Consider the following 21,725-nt stretch of genomic DNA (forward strand, 5'->3'; position numbering starts at 1 on the left):
CCTCTATACTGCGCGCCGAAGCTGACCAGACAGTCGCCGCTTCGTCGTCGTCCTTTCGGGGAGACGGGCGGAGGGGAGGAAAGTCCGGGCTCCATAGGGCAGGGTGCCAGGTAACGCCTGGGGGGGAAACCCACGACCAGTGCAACAGAGAGCAAACCGCCGATGGCCCACGCAAGTGGGATCAGGTAAGGGTGAAAGGGTGCGGTAAGAGCGCACCGCGCGGCTGGTAACAGTCCGTGGCACGGTAAACTCCACCCGGAGCAAGGCCAAATAGGGGTTCATAAGGTACGGCCCGTACTGAACCCGGGTAGGCTGCTTGAGCCAGTGAGCGATTGCTGGCCTAGATGAATGACTGTCCACGACAGAACCCGGCTTATCGGTCAGTTTCACTTCTTCATAAAACCCGCTTCGGCGGGTTTTTGCTTTTACAGGGCGACAGGATGAATGACTGTCCACGACACTATACCCAAAAGAAAGCGGCTTATCGGTCAGTTTCACCTCTTCATAAAACCCGTCAGTGTAAGCTGGCGGGTTTTTGCTTTTACAGGGCGGCAGGATGAATGGCTGTCCACGACGCTATACCCAAAAGAAAGCGGCTTATCGGTCAGTTTCACCTCTTCATAAAATCCGTCAGTGTAAGCTGGCGGGTTTTTGCTTTTACAGGGCGACAGGATGAATGACTGTCCACGACGCTATACCCAAAAGAAAGCGGCTTATCGGTCAGTTTCACCTCTTCATAAAACCCGTCAGTGTAAGCTGGCGGGTTTTTGCTTTTACCGGGCGGCAGGATGAATGACTGTCCACGACGCTATGTCCAAAAGAAAGCGGCTTATCGGTCAGTTTCACCTCTTCATAAAATCCGTCAGTGTAAGCTGGCGGGTTTATGCTTTTACCGGGCGGCAGGATGAATGGCTGTCCACGACGCTATACCCAAAAGAAAGCGGCTTATCGGTCAGTTTCACCTCTTCATAAAATCCGTCAGTGTAAGCTGGCGGGTTTTTGCTTTTACAGGGCGACAGGATGAATGACTGTCCACGACGCTATACCCAAAAGAAAGCGGCTTATCGGTCAGTTTCATCTCTTCATGCAAAAAACCGTCAGTGTAAGCTGGCGGGTTTTTGCTTATCAGGCCGGTGAAGGGTATAGAGGTTGCAGAAGACGCCAGCGTCACTATCCGGCAATTAATTGACAGCCGTGGTGACATAATATTATTCGTTTTTGTGATGAGAAACACAAAACGCTATAGACTGCGCTCTTTTTAGTTGAAGTGAAAAGCAATCGATTTCTTTCACAAAATTACATCCTGAAAAACAGCAAGAAAGCGGTGTAAATTATTTGTTGTAAATGAAAATTAAATGTATGAAATATTTTGGTTAAAATTTTATTAAATGTTTCTTTACAAACAAATAAGGTAAAAAAATGTGACGCGTAACGGTTTTTAAGCGCATTTACCTCCGGTTTATACTTAAATTTGAGAAATTACGCTTTAAATTTAACGCTGGAATTGTCGATAAAATGTCCCGTAATTGATTGAAATATCGTCTTCATAGGATGTCGAAAATAGGAGGTAAAATAGACTGGTTATCGCCATAATATATCGTTATCCCGACCCTGTTTTTTGATTGAAATCAGACTAAGTTACTGCTTTATTTTTGCAACTTATTGAAATAATAGGTTTTATTTATTTAATAAAGACCATGTAAAAATTGCGGCAAGTTAATTTGTGAGTGGTCGCACATAACCTTTAAGATTTAATTTGCTACACTTCCTGCCGTTCACAATGTTATTTCAGAGCGGTAGATATGAATACTCTTGTTCTCCCTAAAACACAGCATTTGGTGGTCTTTCAGGAAGTCATTAGAAGTGGTTCTATCGGTTCTGCCGCAAAATCGTTAGGGTTAACCCAGCCCGCCGTCAGTAAAATCATTAGCGATGTTGAGGCCTATTTTGGCGTTGAGCTAATTGTACGCAAAAATACCGGCGTTACGTTGACCGAAGCGGGACAGGTACTGCTTTCCTGGTCTGAATCTATCACCCGCGAAATGAAAAACATGATCAACGAGATGAACAGTATGACGTGCAATACCGTTGTCGACGTCTCGTTTGGCTTTCCTTCGCTGATTGGCTTTACCTTCATGTCCGATATGATTCATAAGTTCAAAGAGGTCTTTCCAAAAGCGCAAGTATCCATGTACGAAGCCCAGCTCTCTTCATTCCTGCCGGCCCTGCGCGACGGGCGGCTGGACTTTGCTATCGGTACGCTCAGTAATGAAATGCAGCTACAGGATCTGCATGTCGAGCCGCTGTTTGAATCAGAGTTTGTCCTGGTAGCCAGCAAGTCCCGAACATGCACCGGCACCATCACACTGGAATCGTTAAAAGACGAACAGTGGGTGTTGCCGCAAACGAATATGGGCTACTACAGCGAATTACTCACCACTCTACAACGAAATGGCATCAGCATCGAAAACATTGTTAAAACAGATTCCGTCGTCACAATATATAATCTTGTTCTCAATGCTGATTTCTTAACTGTTATTCCCTGCGATATGACCACGCCTTTTGGCTCTAATCAATTTATCACGATACCAATCAAAGACACATTACCCGTTGCACGTTATGCGGCGGTATGGTCTAAAAATTATCGTATCAAAAAAGCCGCTTCAGTATTAGTAGAATTGGCTAAACAATATTCATCATATAATGGATGCAGACGCAGGCAGTTAATAGAAATTGAATGATATGGAATAAACATATTTAGCGAAATTGACGTCACCTGTTTCTTTTGAACAGTGGGCAACGGTAACTTATTTTTAATACCCAGGTTAAGAGGTTATAATGCACATTACATACGATCTCCCGGTTGCAATTGAAGATATCCTCGAAGCGAAAAAAAGACTGGCGGGGAAGATATATAAAACGGGAATGCCTCGCTCTAACTATTTTAGTGAACGTTGCAAAGGCGAAATATTTCTCAAGTTTGAAAATATGCAGCGTACGGGTTCATTTAAAATTCGTGGCGCTTTTAACAAACTTAGCTCGTTAACGGAGGCGGAAAAACGTAAAGGCGTCGTGGCCTGTTCCGCAGGTAATCATGCACAGGGCGTTTCTCTTTCTTGCGCAATGCTGGGTATTGACGGCAAAGTCGTGATGCCGAAGGGCGCGCCAAAGTCAAAAGTGGCGGCCACCTGTGATTATTCGGCGGAAGTGGTGCTCCACGGTGACAACTTCAATGACACCATTGCTAAGGTGAGTGAAATTGTCGAAACCGAAGGCCGCATTTTTATTCCGCCTTACGACGATCCAAAAGTCATTGCCGGACAGGGCACTATTGGTCTGGAAATTATGGAAGATCTGTACGATGTCGATAATGTCATCGTGCCTATTGGCGGCGGCGGTTTAATTGCAGGTATTGCCATTGCGATTAAATCGATTAACCCGACCATTAAAGTTATCGGCGTACAGGCCGAAAATGTTCACGGTATGGCGGCGTCTTATTACGCTGGCGAAATAACCACGCACCGAACGACCGGCACCCTGGCGGATGGTTGTGATGTCTCCCGCCCGGGTAATTTAACCTATGAAATCGTTCGTGAATTAGTCGATGACATTGTCCTGGTTAGCGAAGATGAAATTCGTAACAGCATGATCGCTTTAATTCAGCGCAATAAGGTTATTACTGAAGGCGCTGGCGCTCTGGCCTGCGCTGCACTATTAAGCGGGAAATTAGATAGCCATATTCAGAACAGAAAAACGGTCAGTATTATTTCTGGCGGCAATATCGATCTTTCTCGTGTATCACAAATTACGGGTTTAGTTGACGCTTAATCTTTTCGTGAGGATAGGATATGAGTACTACTGATAGCATTGTATCCAGCCAGGCAAAACAGTCGTCATGGCGTAAATCGGACACGACGTGGACGCTGGGTTTATTTGGTACCGCCATTGGCGCCGGGGTGCTGTTTTTCCCTATCCGCGCCGGGTTTGGCGGGCTTATCCCCATTCTGCTGATGCTGGTTTTAGCTTACCCCATTGCGTTCTATTGTCACCGGGCGCTGGCGCGTCTGTGTTTATCCGGATCTAATCCGTCCGGCAATATTACGGAAACGGTCGAAGAGCACTTTGGTAAAACGGGCGGGGTAGTTATCACGTTCCTTTACTTCTTTGCGATTTGTCCGCTGCTGTGGATTTATGGCGTCACCATTACTAATACGTTCATGACGTTTTGGGAAAACCAGTTGCAGATGCCAGCGTTGAATCGCGGTTTCGTGGCGCTGTTCTTGCTGCTGCTGATGGCCTTTGTGATCTGGTTTGGTAAAGATCTGATGGTTAAGGTGATGAGTTACCTGGTATGGCCGTTTATCGCCAGTCTGGTGCTAATCTCATTATCGCTGATTCCTTACTGGAACTCGGCGGTTATCGATCAGGTTGATCTCAGTAATATCGCGCTGACCGGGCATGATGGCATACTGGTTACGGTGTGGCTGGGCATCTCTATCATGGTGTTCTCCTTTAACTTTTCGCCTATCGTCTCTTCCTTCGTGGTGTCTAAGCGGGAAGAGTATGAGAAAGAGTTTGGCCGCGAATTTACCGAGCGTAAATGTTCACAGATCATCTCGCGCGCCAGTATGCTGATGGTCGCCGTGGTGATGTTCTTCGCCTTTAGCTGCCTGTTTACGCTCTCTCCACAGAACATGGCGGATGCGAAAGCGCAGAACATTCCGGTACTTTCCTACCTGGCCAACCATTTCGCCTCTTTGTCGGGGACAAAATCCACTTTTGCAACGGTGCTGGAGTATGGCGCGTCTATCATCGCGCTGGTTGCTATTTTCAAATCTTTCTTCGGTCACTACCTGGGGACGCTGGAAGGGCTGAACGGCCTGGTGCTGAAATTCGGTTATAAAGGCGATAAAACCAAAGTCTCTATGGGCAAGCTTAATACCATCAGCATGATCTTCATTATGGGGTCTACCTGGGTCGTAGCTTACGCAAACCCGAACATTCTGGACCTGATTGAAGCGATGGGCGCGCCGATTATCGCCTCGCTGTTATGCCTGCTGCCGATGTACGCCATTCGTAAAGCGCCGTCGCTGGCGAAGTACCGTGGTCGTCTGGATAACGTGTTCGTCACCCTGATTGGTCTGCTGACCATCCTGAATATTGTCTACAAATTGTTCTAATCCTCACGTTTAGCCTGCGTTCCACCCCAGGGCGCGGACGCAGGCTGACATCGACGGAGGCACTACATGAATGAATTTCCGGTCGTTCTGGTCATTAATTGCGGATCATCTTCTATCAAATTCTCTGTACTGGATGTCGCTACCTGTGATGTTTTAATGGCGGGAATAGCAGATGGAATGAATACTGAAAACGCCTTTTTATCTATTAATGGCGATAAGCCGATAAACCTCGCGCACTCTAATTATGAGGACGCGTTAAAAGCCATTGCCTTTGAGCTGGAAAAACGTGATTTAACGGATAGCGTGGCATTAATTGGTCACCGTATCGCGCACGGTGGAGAGCTATTTACGCAGTCCGTCATTATTACCGATGAGATTATCGATAATATTCGTCGGGTATCGCCTTTAGCGCCGCTGCATAATTACGCTAATTTAAGCGGCATTGACGCGGCGCGGCACCTTTTCCCGGCCGTGCGGCAAGTGGCGGTATTTGATACCAGTTTCCACCAGACGCTGGCGCCGGAAGCCTATTTATACGGATTGCCGTGGGAGTATTTTTCCAGTCTGGGTGTGCGTCGCTACGGCTTTCACGGTACGTCGCATCGCTATGTTTCGCGGCGCGCGTATGAACTGCTTGACCTCGATGAAAAAAACTCGGGTCTGATTGTCGCGCATCTGGGCAATGGGGCGTCTATCTGCGCGGTACGCAATGGTCAGAGCGTGGATACCTCAATGGGGATGACGCCGCTTGAGGGGCTGATGATGGGTACTCGCAGCGGCGACGTTGATTTCGGCGCGATGGCGTGGATAGCCAAAGAAACCGGGCAGACGTTGAGCGATCTGGAGCGAGTGGTGAATAAAGAGTCCGGTTTGCTCGGCATCTCCGGGTTGTCATCCGACCTTAGAGTCCTGGAAAAAGCCTGGCACGAAGGACATGAGCGCGCCCGGTTAGCGATAAAAACATTTGTCCACCGTATCGCCCGTCATATTGCCGGACACGCGGCATCGTTACATCGGTTGGATGGCATTATTTTTACCGGCGGTATTGGTGAAAATTCAGTATTAATTCGCCAGTTGGTAATTGAACATTTGGGCGTGCTGGGGCTTACGTTAGACGTTGAAATGAATAAGCAGCCGAATTCTCACGGCGAGCGCATTATTTCCGCTAACCCTTCTCAGGTTATTTGCGCTGTTATTCCCACGAATGAAGAGAAAATGATTGCTCTTGATGCCATTCATTTAGGCAACGTGAAAGCACCAGTGGAATTTGCATAACTTAACGGCTGTTCTGTAGAGAGATTATTTTTCATGAAGGTAAATATCGATACCAGCGATATGCTGTATGCCGAAGCATGGCGTGATTTTAAAGGTACGGACTGGAAAGAAGAAATTAATGTCCGTGATTTTATTCAGCATAACTATACGCCCTATGAGGGGGATGAATCTTTTCTCGCCGACGCGACGCCAGCGACCACGGCGCTGTGGGAAAAGGTGATGGCGGGAATACGTATCGAGAACGCGACCCATGCGCCGGTGGATTTCGATACCAACATCGCGACGACGATTACCGCGCACGATGCGGGATATATTGAAAAAGATCTGGAAAAAATCGTCGGTTTACAAACGGATAAGCCGCTTAAACGCGCTTTGCATCCGTTTGGCGGCGTTAACATGATCAAAAGTTCATTCCACGCTTATGGCCGCGAAATGGACGCCGATTTTGAATATACCTTTACCGACCTGCGGAAAACCCATAATCAGGGCGTATTCGATGTTTACTCGCCGGATATGCTGCGCTGCCGTAAATCCGGCGTATTAACCGGTTTGCCGGATGGTTATGGTCGCGGGCGCATTATTGGCGATTATCGTCGCGTCGCGCTGTATGGCATCCGTTATCTGGTGCGCGAACGCGAGCTGCAATTCGCCGATCTGCAGTCGAATCTGGAGCAGGGACAGAATCTTGAGGCGACGATTCGCCTGCGTGAGGAGTTGGCGGAGCATCGTCGCGCGCTGCTGCAAATGCAGGAGATGGCGGCGAAATACGGCTATGATATCTCCCGCCCGGCGCGGAACGCGCAGGAAGCGGTACAGTGGCTCTACTTCGCTTATCTGGCGGCGGTAAAATCGCAAAATGGCGGTGCAATGTCGCTGGGAAGAACCGCCTCGTTCCTTGATATCTACATTGAGCGCGATTTCAACGCGGGCCTTCTGACAGAGCAGCAGGCGCAGGAACTGATCGACCATTTCATCATGAAGATCCGCATGGTGCGCTTCCTGCGCACGCCGGAATTTGACTCGCTCTTTTCCGGCGATCCGATCTGGGCCACCGAAGTTATTGGCGGGATGGGGCTTGATGGCCGCACGCTGGTGACGAAGAACTCCTTCCGTTATCTGCATACCCTGCACACGATGGGGCCAGCGCCGGAGCCGAACCTGACCATACTGTGGTCAGAAGCGTTGCCGGTGGCATTCAAAAAATATGCTGCGCAGGTCTCCATCGTGACCTCATCTTTGCAGTATGAAAACGACGATTTAATGCGTACCGACTTTAACAGCGACGATTACGCCATCGCTTGTTGCGTCAGCCCGATGGTCATCGGTAAGCAGATGCAGTTCTTCGGCGCGCGCGCCAACCTTGCCAAAACGTTGCTGTACGCTATCAATGGCGGCGTTGACGAGAAACTGAAAATCCAGGTTGGGCCGAAAACCGCGCCGTTAACGGATGAGGTGCTGGATTACGACGCGGTAATGGAGAGCCTCGACCATTTTATGGACTGGCTGGCGGTGCAGTACATTAGCGCGCTGAACATCATTCACTACATGCACGATAAGTACAGCTATGAAGCTTCGCTGATGGCGCTGCACGACCGTGATGTGTATCGGACGATGGCGTGCGGCATCGCCGGACTGTCGGTGGCGGCGGATTCCCTGTCCGCCATCAGGTACGCTCAGGTGAAGCCGATCCGCGACGAAAACGGCCTTGCCATCGACTTCGCTATTGAAGGCGAGTATCCGCAGTACGGCAACAACGATGAGCGCGTGGACAGCATCGCCTGCGACCTGGTGAAACGCTTTATGCAAAAAATTAGTGTGTTGCCGACGTATCGCAATGCGGTGCCGACGCAGTCCATTTTGACCATCACCTCGAACGTCGTGTACGGGCAGAAGACCGGCAATACGCCGGATGGACGCCGCGCCGGAACGCCGTTCGCGCCGGGGGCGAACCCGATGCACGGTCGTGACCGCAAAGGGGCGGTGGCCTCGCTGACGTCGGTGGCGAAACTGCCGTTTACCTACGCCAAAGACGGTATTTCGTACACCTTCTCGATTGTGCCTGCGGCGCTCGGGAAAGAAGATGCGGTGCGGAAAACCAATCTTGTCGGCCTGCTGGACGGCTATTTCCATCATGAAGCACAGGTAGAAGGCGGGCAGCATCTGAACGTCAATGTCATGAACCGTGAAATGTTGCTGGATGCGATTGAACATCCGGAAAACTACCCGAACCTGACGATCCGCGTTTCCGGCTATGCCGTGCGCTTCAATGCGCTGACTCGTGAGCAGCAACAGGACGTTATTTCGCGCACCTTTACTCAGGCGATGTAACGTGAACGGGGCGATCGTGTGGATCGCCCCGCGACGGATCTTCACTGAACGGTAATCTTAGGGGGAGATATGATTAGCGCATTTGATATTTTTAAGATTGGCATTGGACCTTCAAGCTCCCATACCGTAGGGCCAATGAATGCAGGAAAATGTTTTATCGATCGGCTGATCGACAGCGGCGACCTGCCGCGAACGACGCGCATCACGGTTGATCTTTACGGATCGCTATCGCTGACGGGCAAAGGCCACGCGACCGATACCGCCATCATTATGGGCCTGGCGGGCAATACGCCGCAGGATGTCAATATTGATAGCATTCCGGCGTTTATCCAGGAGGTTGCCCGCAGCAGCCGTTTATCGGTGGCGGGTGGCGCGCATGTGGTGGATTTTCCCGTCGCCGACAGTATTCTCTTTCACGCTGAAACCCTGGCGCGCCATGAAAACGGTATGCGAATTACCGCCTGGCACGGGCAAACGCCGCTTTTGCACAAAACGTATTACTCTATTGGCGGCGGCTTTATTGTCGAAGAGGAACGCTTTGGTCAGTCGCACGACGTAGAAAAATCGGTGCCGTATGATTTTCATTCCGCCAGCGAACTGCTGACGCTGTGTGAAAGACAGGGGCTCTCGGTTTCCGGCCTGATGATGCAAAATGAACTGGCGTTGCGGAGCAAAGAGCAGATTGACGCTGGCTTTGCCCGCATCTGGCAGGTGATGGCGACCGGAATTGAACGTGGCATGAATACTGAGGGCGTGCTGCCGGGGCCGCTGAACGTTCCACGCCGCGCGGTAGCGTTACGGCGTCTGCTGGTCTCCAGCGATAATCTCTCCCGCGATCCGATGAACGTCATCGACTGGATTAACATGTTCGCCCTGGCCGTGAGCGAAGAGAACGCGGCGGGCGGGCGAGTGGTCACCGCGCCGACCAACGGCGCGTGCGGCATTATTCCTGCGGTGCTGGCCTATTACGACAAATTCCGTCGTCCGGTCAATGCCAACTCTATCGCCCGTTATCTGTTGTCGGCGGGGGCGATTGGCATGCTGTACAAGATGAACGCCTCGATATCCGGCGCGGAAGTGGGGTGTCAGGGCGAGGTTGGCGTCGCGTGTTCGATGGCGGCGGCGGGGCTGACAGAACTGCTGGGCGGTAGCCCGGCGCAGGTCTGTATTGCGGCGGAAATTGCGATGGAGCATAACCTTGGCCTCACCTGTGACCCGGTGGCGGGTCAGGTGCAAATCCCTTGTATTGAACGTAATGCGATTAACGCCGTTAAAGCGGTAAATGCGGCGCGAATGGCGCTACGCCGAACCTCTGAGCCGCGGGTTTCGCTCGATAAAGTGATCGAAACCATGTACGAAACGGGTAAAGACATGAACGACAAATATCGCGAGACGTCGCGCGGCGGTCTGGCGATTAAAGTCGTTTGTGGATAGGCCCGACAGGCGCAGAGTGAGCAGGCTATGGGATAACGCAGAAGACAGAAGCTGAGAAAAGGGCGCACCAATGTGCGCCCTTTTTTGTTGTGATGTGCGTCAAATAGAGAAAATAACAACATTAAACCAATAGTAAATAGAAAAGAATTCTTAACCCACAAGAAATGCAGGTGTTTTATTGGTAAGTTTTTCTCTTATCGTGCGCGTATGATTTTCTTATTACAAGAAAGTACCTGCACCTCACGTTCTGCATATCGCCTTGCTGCGGCACGAAAAATAAAAAAAACCTCTACCTACACATTGAGCGAGAATTTTATGGAATCGGCTAGTAATACCAGCGTAATCCTCGACGCATCAGCCCCGGCGCGTCGGGCAGGGATGACAGAAAGCGAATGGCGTGAAGCCATCAAATTTGATAGTACCGACACCGGTTGGGTCATTATGAGTATCGGGATGGCGATCGGCGCAGGAATCGTTTTTCTTCCTGTCCAGGTTGGCCTGATGGGACTTTGGGTCTTTTTACTCTCTTCTATTATTGGCTATCCGGCCATGTACCTGTTCCAGCGGCTGTTTATTAATACGCTGGCGGAATCCCCGGAATGTAAAGACTACCCCAGCGTGATCAGCGGCTATCTGGGCAAAAACTGGGGTATTTTATTAGGCGCGCTGTACTTTGTAATGCTCGTCATCTGGATGTTCGTCTATTCTACGGCGATTACTAACGACAGCGCCTCTTATCTGCATACTTTCGGCGTAACGGAAGGATTACTTTCCGATAGTCCGTTTTATGGTCTGGTGCTGATCTGCATCCTGGTGGCGATTTCCTCACGCGGTGAAAAATTACTGTTCAAAATTTCCACCGGCATGGTGCTGACCAAGCTACTGGTAGTAGCGGCGCTGGGCGTCTCCATGGTGGGTATGTGGCATCTGTATAACATTGGCGCGCTGCCGCCGATGGCCCTGCTGATTAAAAACGCCATTATTACCCTGCCATTTACGCTGACCTCGATTTTATTTATCCAGACGTTAAGCCCAATGGTGATCTCTTACCGTTCACGCGAAAAATCTATTGAGGTCGCACGTCATAAAGCGTTGCGCGCCATGAATATCGCGTTTGGCGTCTTGTTCGTTACCGTATTTTTCTATGCGGTTTCCTTCACCCTGGCGATGGGGCATGACGAAGCGGTGAAAGCCTACGAGCAGAATATTTCCGCCCTGGCGATCGCCGCGCAGTTTATTAGCGGCGATGGCGCTGGCTGGGTCAAAGTGGTTAGCGTAATTCTGAACATTTTTGCCGTCATGACCGCCTTCTTTGGCGTTTACTTAGGATTCCGCGAAGCGACGCAAGGCATTGTGATGAATATCCTGCGCCGCAAAATGCCCGCCGAGAAGATTAAGGAAAATCTGGTACAGCGCGGCATTATGATTTTCGCTATTTTGCTGGCCTGGAGCGCCATTGTGCTCAACGCGCCGGTACTGAGCTTCACCTCTATTTGTAGCCCTATCTTCGGTATGGTGGGCTGTTTAATTCCGGCATGGTTGGTCTACAAGGTTCCCGCATTGCACAAATATAAAGGCGCTTCGTTGTACCTGATTATTATTACCGGTCTGCTGCTATGCGTTTCTCCGTTCCTGGCATTCTCTTGATATACCTGAGATTAAGGTTGTTGTTATGTTTGAATCTAAAATAAATCCATTGTGGCAAAGTTTTATCCTGGCCGTACAGGAAGAAGTAAAACCGGCGCTGGGGTGTACTGAGCCAATTTCACTGGCGCTGGCGGCAGCGGCGGCGGCGGCTGAACTTGACGGCACAGTTGAACGCATTGACGCGTGGGTTTCGCCTAATCTGATGAAAAATGGTATGGGCGTTACCGTTCCAGGAACGGGAATGGTAGGGCTACCGATCGCCGCGGCGCTTGGCGCGTTGGGCGGTGATGCGAAAGCCGGGTTGGAGGTGTTAAAAGACGCTTCCGCTAAAGCCGTTGCCAATGCAAAAGCGATGCTGGCCGCCGGACATGTCGCAGTGATGTTGCAGGAGCCATGTAACGATATCCTGTTTTCACGGGCGAAAGTGTATAGCGGCAATAGCTGGGCATGTGTCACGATCGTCGGCGATCATACAAACATTGTGCGGATAGAAACCGACAAGGGCGTGGTATTTACCCAGGCCGATAATGCGCAGGAAGAAGAAAAAACCTCGCCGCTGGGAGTGCTGTCTCATACCTCGCTGGAAGAGATCCTGGCGTTTGTGAATGCGGTGCCCTTTGACGCTATCCGCTTTATTCTCGATGCGGCCAGGCTAAACGGCGCGTTGTCGCAGGAGGGACTGCGTGGTTCCTGGGGGCTGCATATCGGTTCGACGCTGGCCAAACAGTGCGATCGCGGTCTGCTGGCGAAAGATCTCTCCACGGCGATTTTGATCCGTACCAGCGCGGCGTCAGACGCCAGAATGGGCGGCGCCACGTTGCCCGCGATGAGCAACTCCGGCTCCGGCAACCAGGGGATTACCGCCACGGTGCCAGTCATGGTGGTTGCTGAACATGTCGGTGCCGATGACGAGCGCCTGGCGCGCGCGCTAATGTTATCGCATTTGAGCGCTATCTATATTCACCATCAGCTTCCGCGTTTGTCGGCGCTGTGCGCGGCAACTACGGCGGCGATGGGCGCGGCGGCGGGTATGGCGTGGCTGATAGATGGTCGTTATGACACTATCGCAATGGCTATCAGCAGTATGATCGGCGATGTCAGCGGGATGATTTGCGATGGCGCGTCGAATAGCTGTGCGATGAAAGTCTCTACCAGCGCGTCGGCGGCGTGGAAAGCCGTACTGATGGCGTTGGATGATACGGCGGTGACCGGAAACGAAGGGATTGTGGCGCACAATGTCGAACAATCTATTTCGAATTTGTGTTCGCTGGCGTGTCGCTCAATGCAGCAGACAGACAAGCAGATCATCGAGATTATGGCCAGTAAAGCGCATTAATAATAACGCCCCGGCATGACGTCGGGGCAGCGTGTTGCCCGATGGCGCTGCGCTTATCGGGTCTACCTGTTCTAAGCCGGATCGGGCGCTTGCGCCGCCATCCGGCATGATTTCAGGCTGCGGCCTCTTCTTCTGCCAGCCGGGCTTCGGCGTCCGCCACGATGGCTTCCAGTTCGGTTAGCATCTCTTCATAGCCCAGCGGCACAGTGGCGCTCATCGCCTCCTGTACGGCAGGTTTTACCACGGGCTGACGTTTTTTCGCCGATTTTTTGCTCATCTTGCGACTCCTTTTCTGGCTGGCTACACCGGTAAATCTACCAGTAATGCGCGCAGCGGCGTATCGGCAACCAGCGTAATGTTAGGTTCATCACGAATAAATGCGCCATCTCCGCAGGTTAACGCCTCGCGTTCTTCGTTGTGCGTCAGCGCGTGGAACGTACCGTGAATCGACTGCAAATAGGCGCGCGGCCCGTGAAGCTGGAAATTAAGCGATTCGCCTTTCTCCAGCGTAATATGATGTACCCAGACCTGTTGGCGCAGTTGTAAGCTGTTTTGCTCACCGTCGGGCGAGGCAAGAAGCTGTTGTTGCGCCGCCAGGAGTGGGATTTTTTGTACCAGCGCGTTTTCCCGTTCAGGACAGGCGTCAAGCCACAGTTGCATTCGGGTTAACGGCTTAACTTTGCTGAGATTATGTTCGCTGTAGCTAATGCCCGGCTGCGCGGCGAGCAGTAACGCTTCGCCCGCTTTAGCCTGTACATGGTTGCCGTCGCTGTCGCGGTATTCCGCTTCGCCGTCCAGAATCAGGTTTAAAATATCCACCTTTGGATAAGTTCGAGGCTGAAAAGAGGCGCCCGGCGCCAGCACTTCCTGGTTCAGTACGCGCAACGACGCGTAGCCCAGCAGTGTAGGGTCGAAGTAGTGTCCAAAGGAGAAGGTATAGCGGGCCTGTAGCCATCCGTAGTCTGCCTGTCCACATTGTTTGGCGGTTCGGGTCGTAATCATCGTTATTAACCTCTCTTTACTTCCTTTTATGTTAAGGGGCTGGACGCTGCATTGTTAGCCAGATATTCTGCCCGGTATGTTCAAATTTCCTGAATGAGAACGTTATGGCTAAAGAGAGAGCGCTGACGCTTGAAGCATTGCGTGTGATGGACGCCATTGACCGCCGGGGCAGTTTTGCCGCAGCGGCTGATGAGTTGGGGCGGGTGCCCTCCGCGCTGAGTTACACCATGCAGAAGCTGGAAGAAGAGTTGGACGTTGTACTGTTCGATCGCTCCGGCCATCGTACAAAATTCACCAACGTCGGACGTATGCTGCTGGAACGCGGGCGGGTATTGCTGGAAGCGGCAGACAAGTTAACGACGGATGCTGAAGCGTTGGCCCGCGGTTGGGAAACGCATCTGACGCTGGTCACTGAAGCTCTGGTACCGACGCCTGCTTTTTTTCCGCTGATCGACCGGCTGGCCGCTAAAGCCAATACGCAGCTTTCATTGATTACCGAAGTACTGGCTGGCGCATGGGAGCGGCTTGAGCAGGGACGGGCGGATATCGTTATCGCCCCGGATATGCATTTTCGATCGTCGTCGGAAATTAACTCCCGTAAGTTGTATACGTTAATGAATGTGTATGTCGCTGCGCCTGACCATCCTATTCATCAGGAGCCGGAGCCGCTTTCGGAAGTGACGCGGGTTAAATACCGCGGCGTAGCGGTAGCGGATACCGCGCGCGAGCGGCCGGTATTAACGGTGCAACTGCTGGATAAGCAGCCACGTCTGACGGTAAGCACGATTGAAGATAAACGTCAGGCGCTGCTGGCCGGGCTTGGCGTCGCGACTATGCCATATTCGATGGTGGAACAGGATATTGCCGAAGGGCGGCTACGCGTGGTCAGCCCGGAATCGACCAGCGAAATCGATATTATTATGGCCTGGCGGCGCGACAGTATGGGGGAGGCAAAAGCCTGGTGCCTGCGGGAAATACCTAAGCTATTCGCCGGAAAATAAATAGCGCGCGGCGCTTTAAAAGCGGCGCCGCGCCGCCATCAGGAAAAACGTTTCGGATCGGGGCCGAAGCGGTTGTCGCCTGGCGTACCATTCTGGCAGTTGAACGCGATGATGATAAGCCAGCCGATAATGGGGATAAGTAGCAACAGTAGCCACCATGCGGAGCGGTCAGTGTCATGCAGACGACGGAACTGCACGGCCCACCACGGTAAAAAGATCAGAACGCCGTAAATGGTGGTCAGAACGCCTTCACCCCCGGCGCGTTGCCAGCCAAGCATGGCGTCCAGCAGGCCCAACACAAAGGTAAAGATGATATTGACCAGAATAAACATCCAGTACTCTTTGCGTCGCGCGCGGCCGCCAAATCCCAGATAATTTTTTAAAACCTTTAAATACCAATCCATTTTCGCCTCAATAATGGTTCAATCACTTGTTTTTAAAGTAATCAAACTAAGAATAGCCGCGAATGAAATGCTGGTAAATATTTGTGGTATTAATTAATAAGGCGTCCCGGAGGACGCCTGAAATTAGCCAAAGCGCACGTCGCGTCCGTGAGGTTCGAGCAGATCCTGCCACGGTCCGATAGAAATGATACCTGTGGGGTTAATCGTTTTATGGCTACGGAAATAGTGGTGACGAATATGGTCCATATTAACGGTTTCAGCAATGCCCGGTATTTGATAGATATCGCGCAGGAAACCGTACAGATTCAGGTAGTCGCTGATTCGGTATTTGTCGCATTTGAAATGAGTCACGTAAACCGGATCAAAGCGTACCAGGGTCGTCCATAAGCGGATATCCGCCTCGGTCAACTGGTCGCCCGTCAGATAGCGGTGCTGTCCGAGAATCTGTTCCAGGCGCGCCAGCGCAGTAAATACCTTTTCTACCGCTTCATCATACGCTTGCTGGCTGGTGGCGAAGCCTGCTTTATAAACGCCGTTATTAACGTTGTCATAAATCCAGCCGTTTAACTCGTCAATTTTGCTTTGCAGCGCGGGGGGATAGTAATCCCCGGCTTTAGCGCCTAGCCCATCGAAGGCGGAGTTAAACATACGAATGATTTCGGCGGACTCGTTGCTGACGATAGTATGATTTTTTTTATCCCATAAGACCGGTACGGTGACGCGGCCGCTGTAGTGTGGATCGGCGTGCAGATACAACTGGTAGAGAAATTCATGCTGATAGAGGGTATCGCCGGTGGCCGCCGGAAAAGTATCATCAAACGTCCAGCCGTTTTCCAGCATCAATGGATTCACGACGGAAACCGGAATAAATGGCTCCAGACCTTTCAGTTTACGGAAAATGAGCGTGCGATGCGCCCAGGGGCAGGCAAGGGAAACGTACAGATGGTAACGATCTTTTTCTGCGGCGAATCCGCCTTCGCCGGAAGGTCCGGGCGCGCCGTCAGCGGTAAGCCAGTTGCGGAAAGCCGACGCTGAACGCTGAAATTTCCCCCCGGAAGATTTGGTGTCATACCAGGTGTCGTGCCAGACGCCATCGATCAGTTGTCCCATGTCTCTCTCCTTCAGATGACAAAAGCGAGGCGCTATTCCCTCGCTTTTTTAATTGAGTATAGATTGCTTACCACTTTTTATTCAGCAGACGGTCAAGGCTGAACGCGCCAGGCCCGGTTAACGCCAGTAATAAGAATCCGCCGGCAATGGTCAGGTTTTTCATAAACATCAGCGAGTTTACACCTTCTGCAAAATTGCTATGGAAGATCAATGCCGTCAGCAACGTAAAACCAGCGGTAAAAAGCGCAGTGGTGCGGGTGAGGAACCCCAGCAGAATCGCCAGACCGCCGCCGAACTCAAGCAGTATGGTGAGCGGCAGCAGGAATCCTGGTACGCCCATCGCTTCCATATACTGTTGTGTGCCCGCATAGCCGCTAATTTTTCCCCATCCTGCGGTAATAAACAGAACTGGCATTAAAATACGCGCTATCAGTACACCAACATCTTCTAATTTTTTCATTTTATTCTCCAGGAGGCCGATTCGGCTGCTGCTGCTATTTTCATGAGCAATGACACGGTTTAGCGCGTCATTGTTATCGCTGGAGAGAATCATAAACGTGGCGTACAGGAATTGTTAGCAAGGAAAATTGCCAAATTTTTTCAAAAAATTTGAGCGATTGATAAAGAGACGATATGCATAAAAGTATCGCGCCACCAGGTGTAATAGGGCGATAACCTGATGGCGCGATGCTATAAAAGAAAAGATATTAACCGCGGAGCTGTTGTTGACGGAGGGTAGTTTTTACCAGGCGCCAGGCGCTCCAGATACCCAGGCCGCGTTTCGCCCAGCGTACCAACATATTAGGATGACGGATGGTCCAGATGGCCATTACGCTGCTACCGACCAGCGCCCAGGAGCGCAGGCTTAACACCGTATTCCAGCCGCGATCGTACGCGCCGGTGGTCTCCAGCCAGTCGCGACGACTGGCGGACAGATCCAGCCGTTGCTGCTGGATCTGACTGAGAAGCAGCGCTTTACGTTTTTCGCGTTCGCCTTTGCTGCTCACGACTGATCGTCCTCCAGAATTTGCCGATCGTTAGCCAGTTCGTGCCGCGTATGGCGCAATAGCGTGGACTGACGCGCTTTGCGCAAAGTCCAGATGCCGCCGATTAGCGCAAGCACTAACAGCACAACTGTGGTAGCGATCATCGCGTTCAAACGGTACTGAGGATCGATAGCCCAGATGACCAGAACCATCAGGCTCATTAAGCCAAACGCCGCGAAGAGCATGGTAAGACCTACCATCAGCAAAAGCTGAAAGAGGTTCGCCTTCTCTTCTTCCAGTTCTACTACCGCCAGTCGCAGCCGGGTTTCCACCATCTCAACGATAATGGTGACAATCCGCTGCCCGATACCCAGTACGCTTTTGCCTGGTCCTTGTGCCTGTCGAGAGTCCGCCATAATTAACGACGCGTCAGCAGTACGCCCAACACCAGACCGACAGCGGCGCCAATGCCTACGCCTGTCCAGGGATTTTCGCGCACATAATCATCGGCGCGGGCGGCGGCGACGCGAGTCTGTTTGGCAATCACATCACCCGTTTCGCCCAGGCGGTAACGGCTCTCTTTCAGCGCGCGCTCGGCTTTGCTACGAATCTTACTCAACTCTTCTTTCGACTTTTCGCCCGAAGAGCTCAGCACTTCTTCAAGCGTATCGGTCAGGGATTTCAACTCAGCGCGCAGATGTTCCGTAGTGTTATCTTTCGACATAGTTTTCTCCAGGTGAGTGAGTATTTACATTCGGCGTTAATTTAGTAGTCTCTGGCCTCAAGTTTTTTTAGCTCATCCTGAGCCTCGGCCAGCTTACGTTCACGTTTGTCTATTTTATCCGCATCGCCTTTTGCTTTTGCCTCGGCTAAATCACGTTGGCGTTCGGCTACCTCTTCTTTTTGCTCAGCGATCTTTTTCTGATGCTCGGCGCGTAGCTTGCTGTCAGTACAATTAGCGCGTACTTCGCTGAGCGCCTTGTTCAGACCCTCAATACGGCGCTGATTGTTGTGCTTTTCAGCGTAGCTAATTTCCTTTTGTATATCCTGCTCTTTTTCCTGACAAAGCGAATTAGCGTAGCTACCGGCGCTAAGTGTAAAAAGCGTGATAGCCAAAGCGATGCGGTATTTCATTCCTGAACTTTCCCTTATGTTCGGACCCGTTGTCCGGGGCGGTGATCCCGATAATAACGCGGTGGGTTAAACACCGCTTTATTAATCATAGTCATTAAACAATGAAATCACCAAAGTGAGTGATATGATTCGGATTCCTGGAGATTAGCCAAAGCGGTGTGAGCTTTCCCGTAAGCGGGACAGCCACTGTACCGTTTCGTTGTCATCGTCCTGCTGAGCGACGACATAACCGTGTGGTAACGTTTGATCAAGCACTGTTTTTGCTGCGGCGCTTTGCGCAGGGGAATCGAAGGTAATGAGCAACATGTCATTTTTAGGCGTAATGCTTTTAAAATGAATGCCGTTCGCATCCAGATGATGCAGAACTGAGAAGCCGTCTGGCATACTGGCGCCCTGGTTAACCGCGCGAATGGCCAGCGTCGACTCTTGCTGACGCAGCGTTGACCACGTCATCATGAGTATGGTCAGCATCAGTAGAAAAGCGCTGATCCAAATGAGTTGTCGGGCAGTTATGCGTGGTTTAAGCATAAGTTATCCCCGGCTCCCATACTTCTTTTTCCACAGCATGACCAGTGAACCCGCCAGGCCAAAAAAGAGCAGCACCACGGGCAGCAGCATCAGGCATGACATTAACTGATCTTCATACTTCATAAAGACGGGCGTTTTGCCCAGCAGATAGCCCAGCGACGTCAGGATAAGCACCCACAACAAGCCGCTCATCCAGTTGAAGAACTGAAAGCGCGCGTTATTCAGGCCGGATATGCCGGCAATGGTGGGCAGCAGCGTTCTGACAAACGCGATAAAACGGCCTATCAATAATGCCGACAGGCCGTGTTTATGGAAAAGGTGATGGGCGCGTTGATGATAATGTGCGGGGAGATGAGAGAGCCAATTCTGCACGGTGCGGGTATTCCCCAGCCAGCGGCCCTGAATATAGCTCACCCAGCAACCCAGGCTGGCCGCGACGGTAAGCAGCAAAATGGTTTGTGGATAACCCATCGCGCCTTTGGCGATCAGCACGCCGACCAGGATCAACAGGCTGTCGCCAGGCAAAAAGGCGGCAGGGAGCAGCCCATTTTCCAGAAACAAAATCATAAATAACACAAAATATAACATGCCAATCATGGAAGGATTGGCCAGTGTTTCAAAGTCCTGAGCCCACAGGGCATTCAGCAATTGAGTCAGTAGTTCCATTCAGTATTCCTGGAGAATCGGTTAACGTCACGCCGGTGATCTGAGGTTTGCACTGCCGCAACAGAGTTGGAGTTTTTATCAGCGTTGCGGAAACGGCAAATTCGCGGCCTGAACTATTCCTTGTTAAGTTGTGAAGTAAGCAAGCACTAACACACAAAAATTCAAAATGCATCTAATTGTAACAAAGGTCAACGAAGTCCGTTATAGAAATTACGCGTCGTTGAGCTTTGATTTTGCTTATCGCAAAGGAGGGTGGCGAGAGGATTTACACAGGCTGACACTTTATACTGTACGCTGACCGAGCGCCGCGGCAGACGCCATCTACATATAACGTTACGCGAGGATGTCGCGCGTGAACATCAATTCGCTTTCCGTCACAGCCTATGGATTGGGAGATTCAGATCTATCATCACGCCGGATGGCACGCGCCATCCGGCATCGATAATCACTTAGCTACGCAAGGCGTTATTCGCCAGACGTTCGTCCTCTGCCTGGCAGGCTGCCGCAGTGAACAGAACATCGGTAGATGAGTTCAGCGCCGTTTCACACGAATCCTGCAATACGCCGATAATAAAGCCGACCGCTACTACCTGCATCGCGATATCGTTCGGGATGCCAAACATGTTGCACGCCAGCGGGATTAGCAGCAATGAACCGCCTGCCACGCCGGAGGCGCCGCAAGCACACAGCGAGGCCACCACGCTCAGCAGCAGCGCTGTAGGCAGATCCACCGGGACGCCTAACGTATGAACTGCCGCCAACGTCAGAACCGTAATGGTAATTGCCGCGCCGGCCATATTGATGGTGGCGCCCAGCGGAATGGAAACGGAGTAAGTATCCCTGTCCAGATTCAGCTTTTCGCACAGCGCCATATTCACTGGAATATTGGCGGCAGAGCTGCGGGTAAAGAAGGCATAAACGCCGCTTTCACGCAGGCAGGCGAACACCAGCGGATAAGGGTTGCGACGAATTTTCCAGAATACCAACAGCGGGTTGACCACCAGCGCGACCAGCAGCATACAGCCAATCAAGACGACCAGCAGGTGCGCATAGCCCCACAGGGTGGAGAAGCCGGTGGTTGCAAGCGTTGATGAAACCAGACCAAAAATACCGATTGGCGCGAAACGGATCACCAGTTTCACCATAAAGGTCACGGCGTTAGACATATCGTTCACGAGGTTTTTGGTAGTTTCATTGCCATGACGCAGGGCAAATCCCAGACCGACGGCCCATACCAGAATCCCGATATAGTTAGCGTTCAGCAGCGCGTCGATGGGGTTCGACACCATACTCATCAGCAGACCGCGCAGAACTTCTACAATGCCGGACGGCGGCACGATATCCTGGGCGCTACTGGACAGATGCAGCGTTGAAGGGAAGGCGAAGCTGAACACAACGGCCGCCAGCGCGGCTGAAAAGGTGCCTAGCAGGTAAAGAAAGAGAATAGGGCGAATATTGGTTTTTTGACCGTGCTGGTGGTTGGCGATCGAGGCCATGACCAGCATCAGCACCAGAACGGGGGCGACCGCTTTTAAGGCGCCGACGAACAGGGTGCCAAGCAAGCCAACCGCTTCCGCCGCAGGCTTAGAAATCCATGCCAGTAAAATCCCCAGTACCAGACCCACTAAAATTTGTTTAACCAGACTGCCTTGCGCTAAACGCTGCAGTAGCCCTGATGCTCGTTGCGTAGCCAT

General features: G+C 51.5%; 21 protein-coding genes and 1 other RNA gene. 10 read left to right on the plus strand and 12 right to left on the minus strand.

The features are described 5' to 3' along the window. Positions 1-17: 17 nt before the first annotated feature. From rnpB to OLG56_RS02995, 9 genes are all read left to right on the plus strand, one after another. Positions 18-392, plus strand: an RNA gene (rnpB, locus tag OLG56_RS02955) — RNase P RNA component class A. A 1,410-nt stretch (positions 393-1,802) separates the two neighbouring features. Next, positions 1,803-2,741, plus strand: coding sequence for a transcriptional regulator TdcA (gene tdcA / locus OLG56_RS02960; RefSeq protein ID WP_001094907.1), 939 nt, complete (start codon positions 1,803-1,805; stop codon positions 2,739-2,741). Positions 2,742-2,838: 97 nt separating this feature from the next. Next, a complete protein-coding gene (gene tdcB / locus OLG56_RS02965; protein ID WP_000548368.1) occupies positions 2,839-3,828 on the plus strand; it encodes a bifunctional threonine ammonia-lyase/L-serine ammonia-lyase TdcB in 990 nt (329 codons plus the stop codon). A gap of 20 nt (positions 3,829-3,848) precedes the next feature. Further along, entirely contained in the window at positions 3,849-5,180 is a 1,332-nt protein-coding gene (gene tdcC, locus OLG56_RS02970) for a threonine/serine transporter TdcC (protein WP_000108129.1), read from the plus strand. A gap of 66 nt (positions 5,181-5,246) precedes the next feature. After that, entirely contained in the window at positions 5,247-6,455 is a 1,209-nt protein-coding gene (tdcD, locus tag OLG56_RS02975; protein WP_001001855.1) for a propionate kinase, read from the plus strand. Positions 6,456-6,488: 33 nt separating this feature from the next. After that, on the plus strand, positions 6,489-8,783 hold the full coding sequence (pflB, locus tag OLG56_RS02980) for a formate C-acetyltransferase (RefSeq protein ID WP_000867314.1): 2,295 nt from the start codon (positions 6,489-6,491) through the stop codon (positions 8,781-8,783). A 69-nt stretch (positions 8,784-8,852) separates the two neighbouring features. After that, the gene (gene tdcG, locus OLG56_RS02985) at positions 8,853-10,217 is read left to right on the plus strand and encodes an L-serine ammonia-lyase (protein ID WP_000622071.1); all 1,365 of its coding nucleotides are present in this window, start codon (positions 8,853-8,855) and stop codon (positions 10,215-10,217) included. A gap of 315 nt (positions 10,218-10,532) precedes the next feature. Beyond that, positions 10,533-11,864 carry an SLC5/6 family protein gene (locus OLG56_RS02990; protein WP_000443189.1) on the plus strand — a complete coding sequence of 444 codons (1,332 nt, stop codon included), beginning with the start codon at positions 10,533-10,535 and terminating at the stop codon, positions 11,862-11,864. 25 nt (positions 11,865-11,889) lie between these two features. After that, positions 11,890-13,200, plus strand: a complete 1,311-nt coding sequence (locus tag OLG56_RS02995) for an L-cysteine desulfidase family protein (protein ID WP_000463082.1) — start codon at positions 11,890-11,892, stop codon at positions 13,198-13,200. 112 nt (positions 13,201-13,312) lie between these two features. On the opposite strand, the gene OLG56_RS03000 is transcribed toward OLG56_RS02995, so the two are convergent. Together OLG56_RS03000 and OLG56_RS03005 are read right to left on the minus strand one after the other, a co-directional pair. Then, positions 13,313-13,477, minus strand: coding sequence for a protein YhaL (locus OLG56_RS03000; RefSeq protein WP_000039326.1), 165 nt, complete (start codon positions 13,475-13,477; stop codon positions 13,313-13,315). A gap of 23 nt (positions 13,478-13,500) precedes the next feature. Continuing rightward, the gene (locus OLG56_RS03005) at positions 13,501-14,202 is read right to left on the minus strand and encodes a pirin family protein (RefSeq protein WP_000633548.1); all 702 of its coding nucleotides are present in this window, start codon (positions 14,200-14,202) and stop codon (positions 13,501-13,503) included. A gap of 104 nt (positions 14,203-14,306) precedes the next feature. On the opposite strand from OLG56_RS03005, the gene yhaJ reads away from it, so the two are divergent. Continuing rightward, positions 14,307-15,203: a DNA-binding transcriptional regulator YhaJ gene (yhaJ, locus tag OLG56_RS03010; RefSeq protein WP_001041026.1), complete on the plus strand. Its 897-nt coding sequence runs from the start codon at positions 14,307-14,309 to the stop codon at positions 15,201-15,203. Between the two features lie 38 nt (positions 15,204-15,241). On the opposite strand, the gene OLG56_RS03015 is transcribed toward yhaJ, so the two are convergent. From OLG56_RS03015 to sstT, 10 genes are all read right to left on the minus strand, one after another. Then, complete coding sequence (locus tag OLG56_RS03015) at positions 15,242-15,607, minus strand: DUF805 domain-containing protein (protein ID WP_000384139.1); 366 nt, start codon at positions 15,605-15,607, stop codon at positions 15,242-15,244. Between the two features lie 123 nt (positions 15,608-15,730). Further along, complete coding sequence (locus OLG56_RS03020; RefSeq protein WP_023217464.1) at positions 15,731-16,717, minus strand: glutathione S-transferase family protein; 987 nt, start codon at positions 16,715-16,717, stop codon at positions 15,731-15,733. 67 nt (positions 16,718-16,784) lie between these two features. Then, positions 16,785-17,177 (minus strand): DoxX family protein, encoded by a 393-nt coding sequence (locus OLG56_RS03025; RefSeq protein WP_001592732.1) that lies wholly within the window; start codon positions 17,175-17,177, stop codon positions 16,785-16,787. Positions 17,178-17,424: 247 nt separating this feature from the next. Further along, the gene (locus OLG56_RS03030; protein ID WP_000095496.1) at positions 17,425-17,724 is read right to left on the minus strand and encodes a YqjK-like family protein; all 300 of its coding nucleotides are present in this window, start codon (positions 17,722-17,724) and stop codon (positions 17,425-17,427) included. Further along, entirely contained in the window at positions 17,721-18,119 is a 399-nt protein-coding gene (locus OLG56_RS03035; RefSeq protein WP_000785626.1) for a phage holin family protein, read from the minus strand. The genes OLG56_RS03030 and OLG56_RS03035 overlap by 4 nt, the downstream gene beginning before the upstream one ends. A 2-nt stretch (positions 18,120-18,121) precedes the next feature. Further along, complete coding sequence (locus OLG56_RS03040) at positions 18,122-18,427, minus strand: ElaB/YgaM/YqjD family protein (protein WP_000031219.1); 306 nt, start codon at positions 18,425-18,427, stop codon at positions 18,122-18,124. Between the two features lie 41 nt (positions 18,428-18,468). After that, positions 18,469-18,837 (minus strand): DUF1090 domain-containing protein, encoded by a 369-nt coding sequence (locus tag OLG56_RS03045; protein WP_000877297.1) that lies wholly within the window; start codon positions 18,835-18,837, stop codon positions 18,469-18,471. Positions 18,838-18,981: 144 nt separating this feature from the next. Continuing rightward, a complete protein-coding gene (gene mzrA, locus OLG56_RS03050; RefSeq protein ID WP_000917516.1) occupies positions 18,982-19,365 on the minus strand; it encodes an EnvZ/OmpR regulon moderator MzrA in 384 nt (127 codons plus the stop codon). Between the two features lie 3 nt (positions 19,366-19,368). Continuing rightward, positions 19,369-20,031 (minus strand): DedA family general envelope maintenance protein YqjA, encoded by a 663-nt coding sequence (gene yqjA / locus OLG56_RS03055; RefSeq protein ID WP_000422143.1) that lies wholly within the window; start codon positions 20,029-20,031, stop codon positions 19,369-19,371. Between the two features lie 449 nt (positions 20,032-20,480). Beyond that, positions 20,481-21,725 (minus strand): serine/threonine transporter SstT, encoded by a 1,245-nt coding sequence (gene sstT, locus OLG56_RS03060; protein WP_000235360.1) that lies wholly within the window; start codon positions 21,723-21,725, stop codon positions 20,481-20,483.

This window comes from Salmonella sp. 2018103 (assembly GCF_026247685.1).
GTDB lineage: Bacteria > Pseudomonadota > Gammaproteobacteria > Enterobacterales > Enterobacteriaceae > Salmonella > Salmonella enterica.

Bases quoted from the DNA above. Each gene is read 5' to 3' on its own strand.
- OLG56_RS03005 (WP_000633548.1), bottom strand. From the start codon at position 14,202: ATGATTACGACCCGAACCGCCAAACAATGTGGACAGGCAGACTACGGA.
- OLG56_RS03020 (WP_023217464.1), bottom strand. From the start codon at position 16,717: ATGGGACAACTGATCGATGGCGTCTGGCACGACACCTGGTATGACACC.
- OLG56_RS03025 (WP_001592732.1), bottom strand. From the start codon at position 17,177: ATGAAAAAATTAGAAGATGTTGGTGTACTGATAGCGCGTATTTTAATG.
- tdcA (WP_001094907.1), top strand. From the start codon at position 1,803: ATGAATACTCTTGTTCTCCCTAAAACACAGCATTTGGTGGTCTTTCAG.
- mzrA (WP_000917516.1), bottom strand. From the start codon at position 19,365: ATGCTTAAACCACGCATAACTGCCCGACAACTCATTTGGATCAGCGCT.
- pflB (WP_000867314.1), top strand. From the start codon at position 6,489: ATGAAGGTAAATATCGATACCAGCGATATGCTGTATGCCGAAGCATGG.
- OLG56_RS03045 (WP_000877297.1), bottom strand. From the start codon at position 18,837: ATGAAATACCGCATCGCTTTGGCTATCACGCTTTTTACACTTAGCGCC.
- tdcC (WP_000108129.1), top strand. From the start codon at position 3,849: ATGAGTACTACTGATAGCATTGTATCCAGCCAGGCAAAACAGTCGTCA.
- OLG56_RS03015 (WP_000384139.1), bottom strand. From the start codon at position 15,607: ATGGATTGGTATTTAAAGGTTTTAAAAAATTATCTGGGATTTGGCGGC.
- tdcD (WP_001001855.1), top strand. From the start codon at position 5,247: ATGAATGAATTTCCGGTCGTTCTGGTCATTAATTGCGGATCATCTTCT.
- yqjA (WP_000422143.1), bottom strand. From the start codon at position 20,031: ATGGAACTACTGACTCAATTGCTGAATGCCCTGTGGGCTCAGGACTTT.
- OLG56_RS02995 (WP_000463082.1), top strand. From the start codon at position 11,890: ATGTTTGAATCTAAAATAAATCCATTGTGGCAAAGTTTTATCCTGGCC.
- OLG56_RS03040 (WP_000031219.1), bottom strand. From the start codon at position 18,427: ATGTCGAAAGATAACACTACGGAACATCTGCGCGCTGAGTTGAAATCC.
- tdcB (WP_000548368.1), top strand. From the start codon at position 2,839: ATGCACATTACATACGATCTCCCGGTTGCAATTGAAGATATCCTCGAA.
- OLG56_RS03000 (WP_000039326.1), bottom strand. From the start codon at position 13,477: ATGAGCAAAAAATCGGCGAAAAAACGTCAGCCCGTGGTAAAACCTGCC.
- sstT (WP_000235360.1), bottom strand. From the start codon at position 21,725: ATGGCTACGCAACGAGCATCAGGGCTACTGCAGCGTTTAGCGCAAGGC.
- OLG56_RS03035 (WP_000785626.1), bottom strand. From the start codon at position 18,119: ATGGCGGACTCTCGACAGGCACAAGGACCAGGCAAAAGCGTACTGGGT.
- yhaJ (WP_001041026.1), top strand. From the start codon at position 14,307: ATGGCTAAAGAGAGAGCGCTGACGCTTGAAGCATTGCGTGTGATGGAC.
- OLG56_RS02990 (WP_000443189.1), top strand. From the start codon at position 10,533: ATGGAATCGGCTAGTAATACCAGCGTAATCCTCGACGCATCAGCCCCG.
- tdcG (WP_000622071.1), top strand. From the start codon at position 8,853: ATGATTAGCGCATTTGATATTTTTAAGATTGGCATTGGACCTTCAAGC.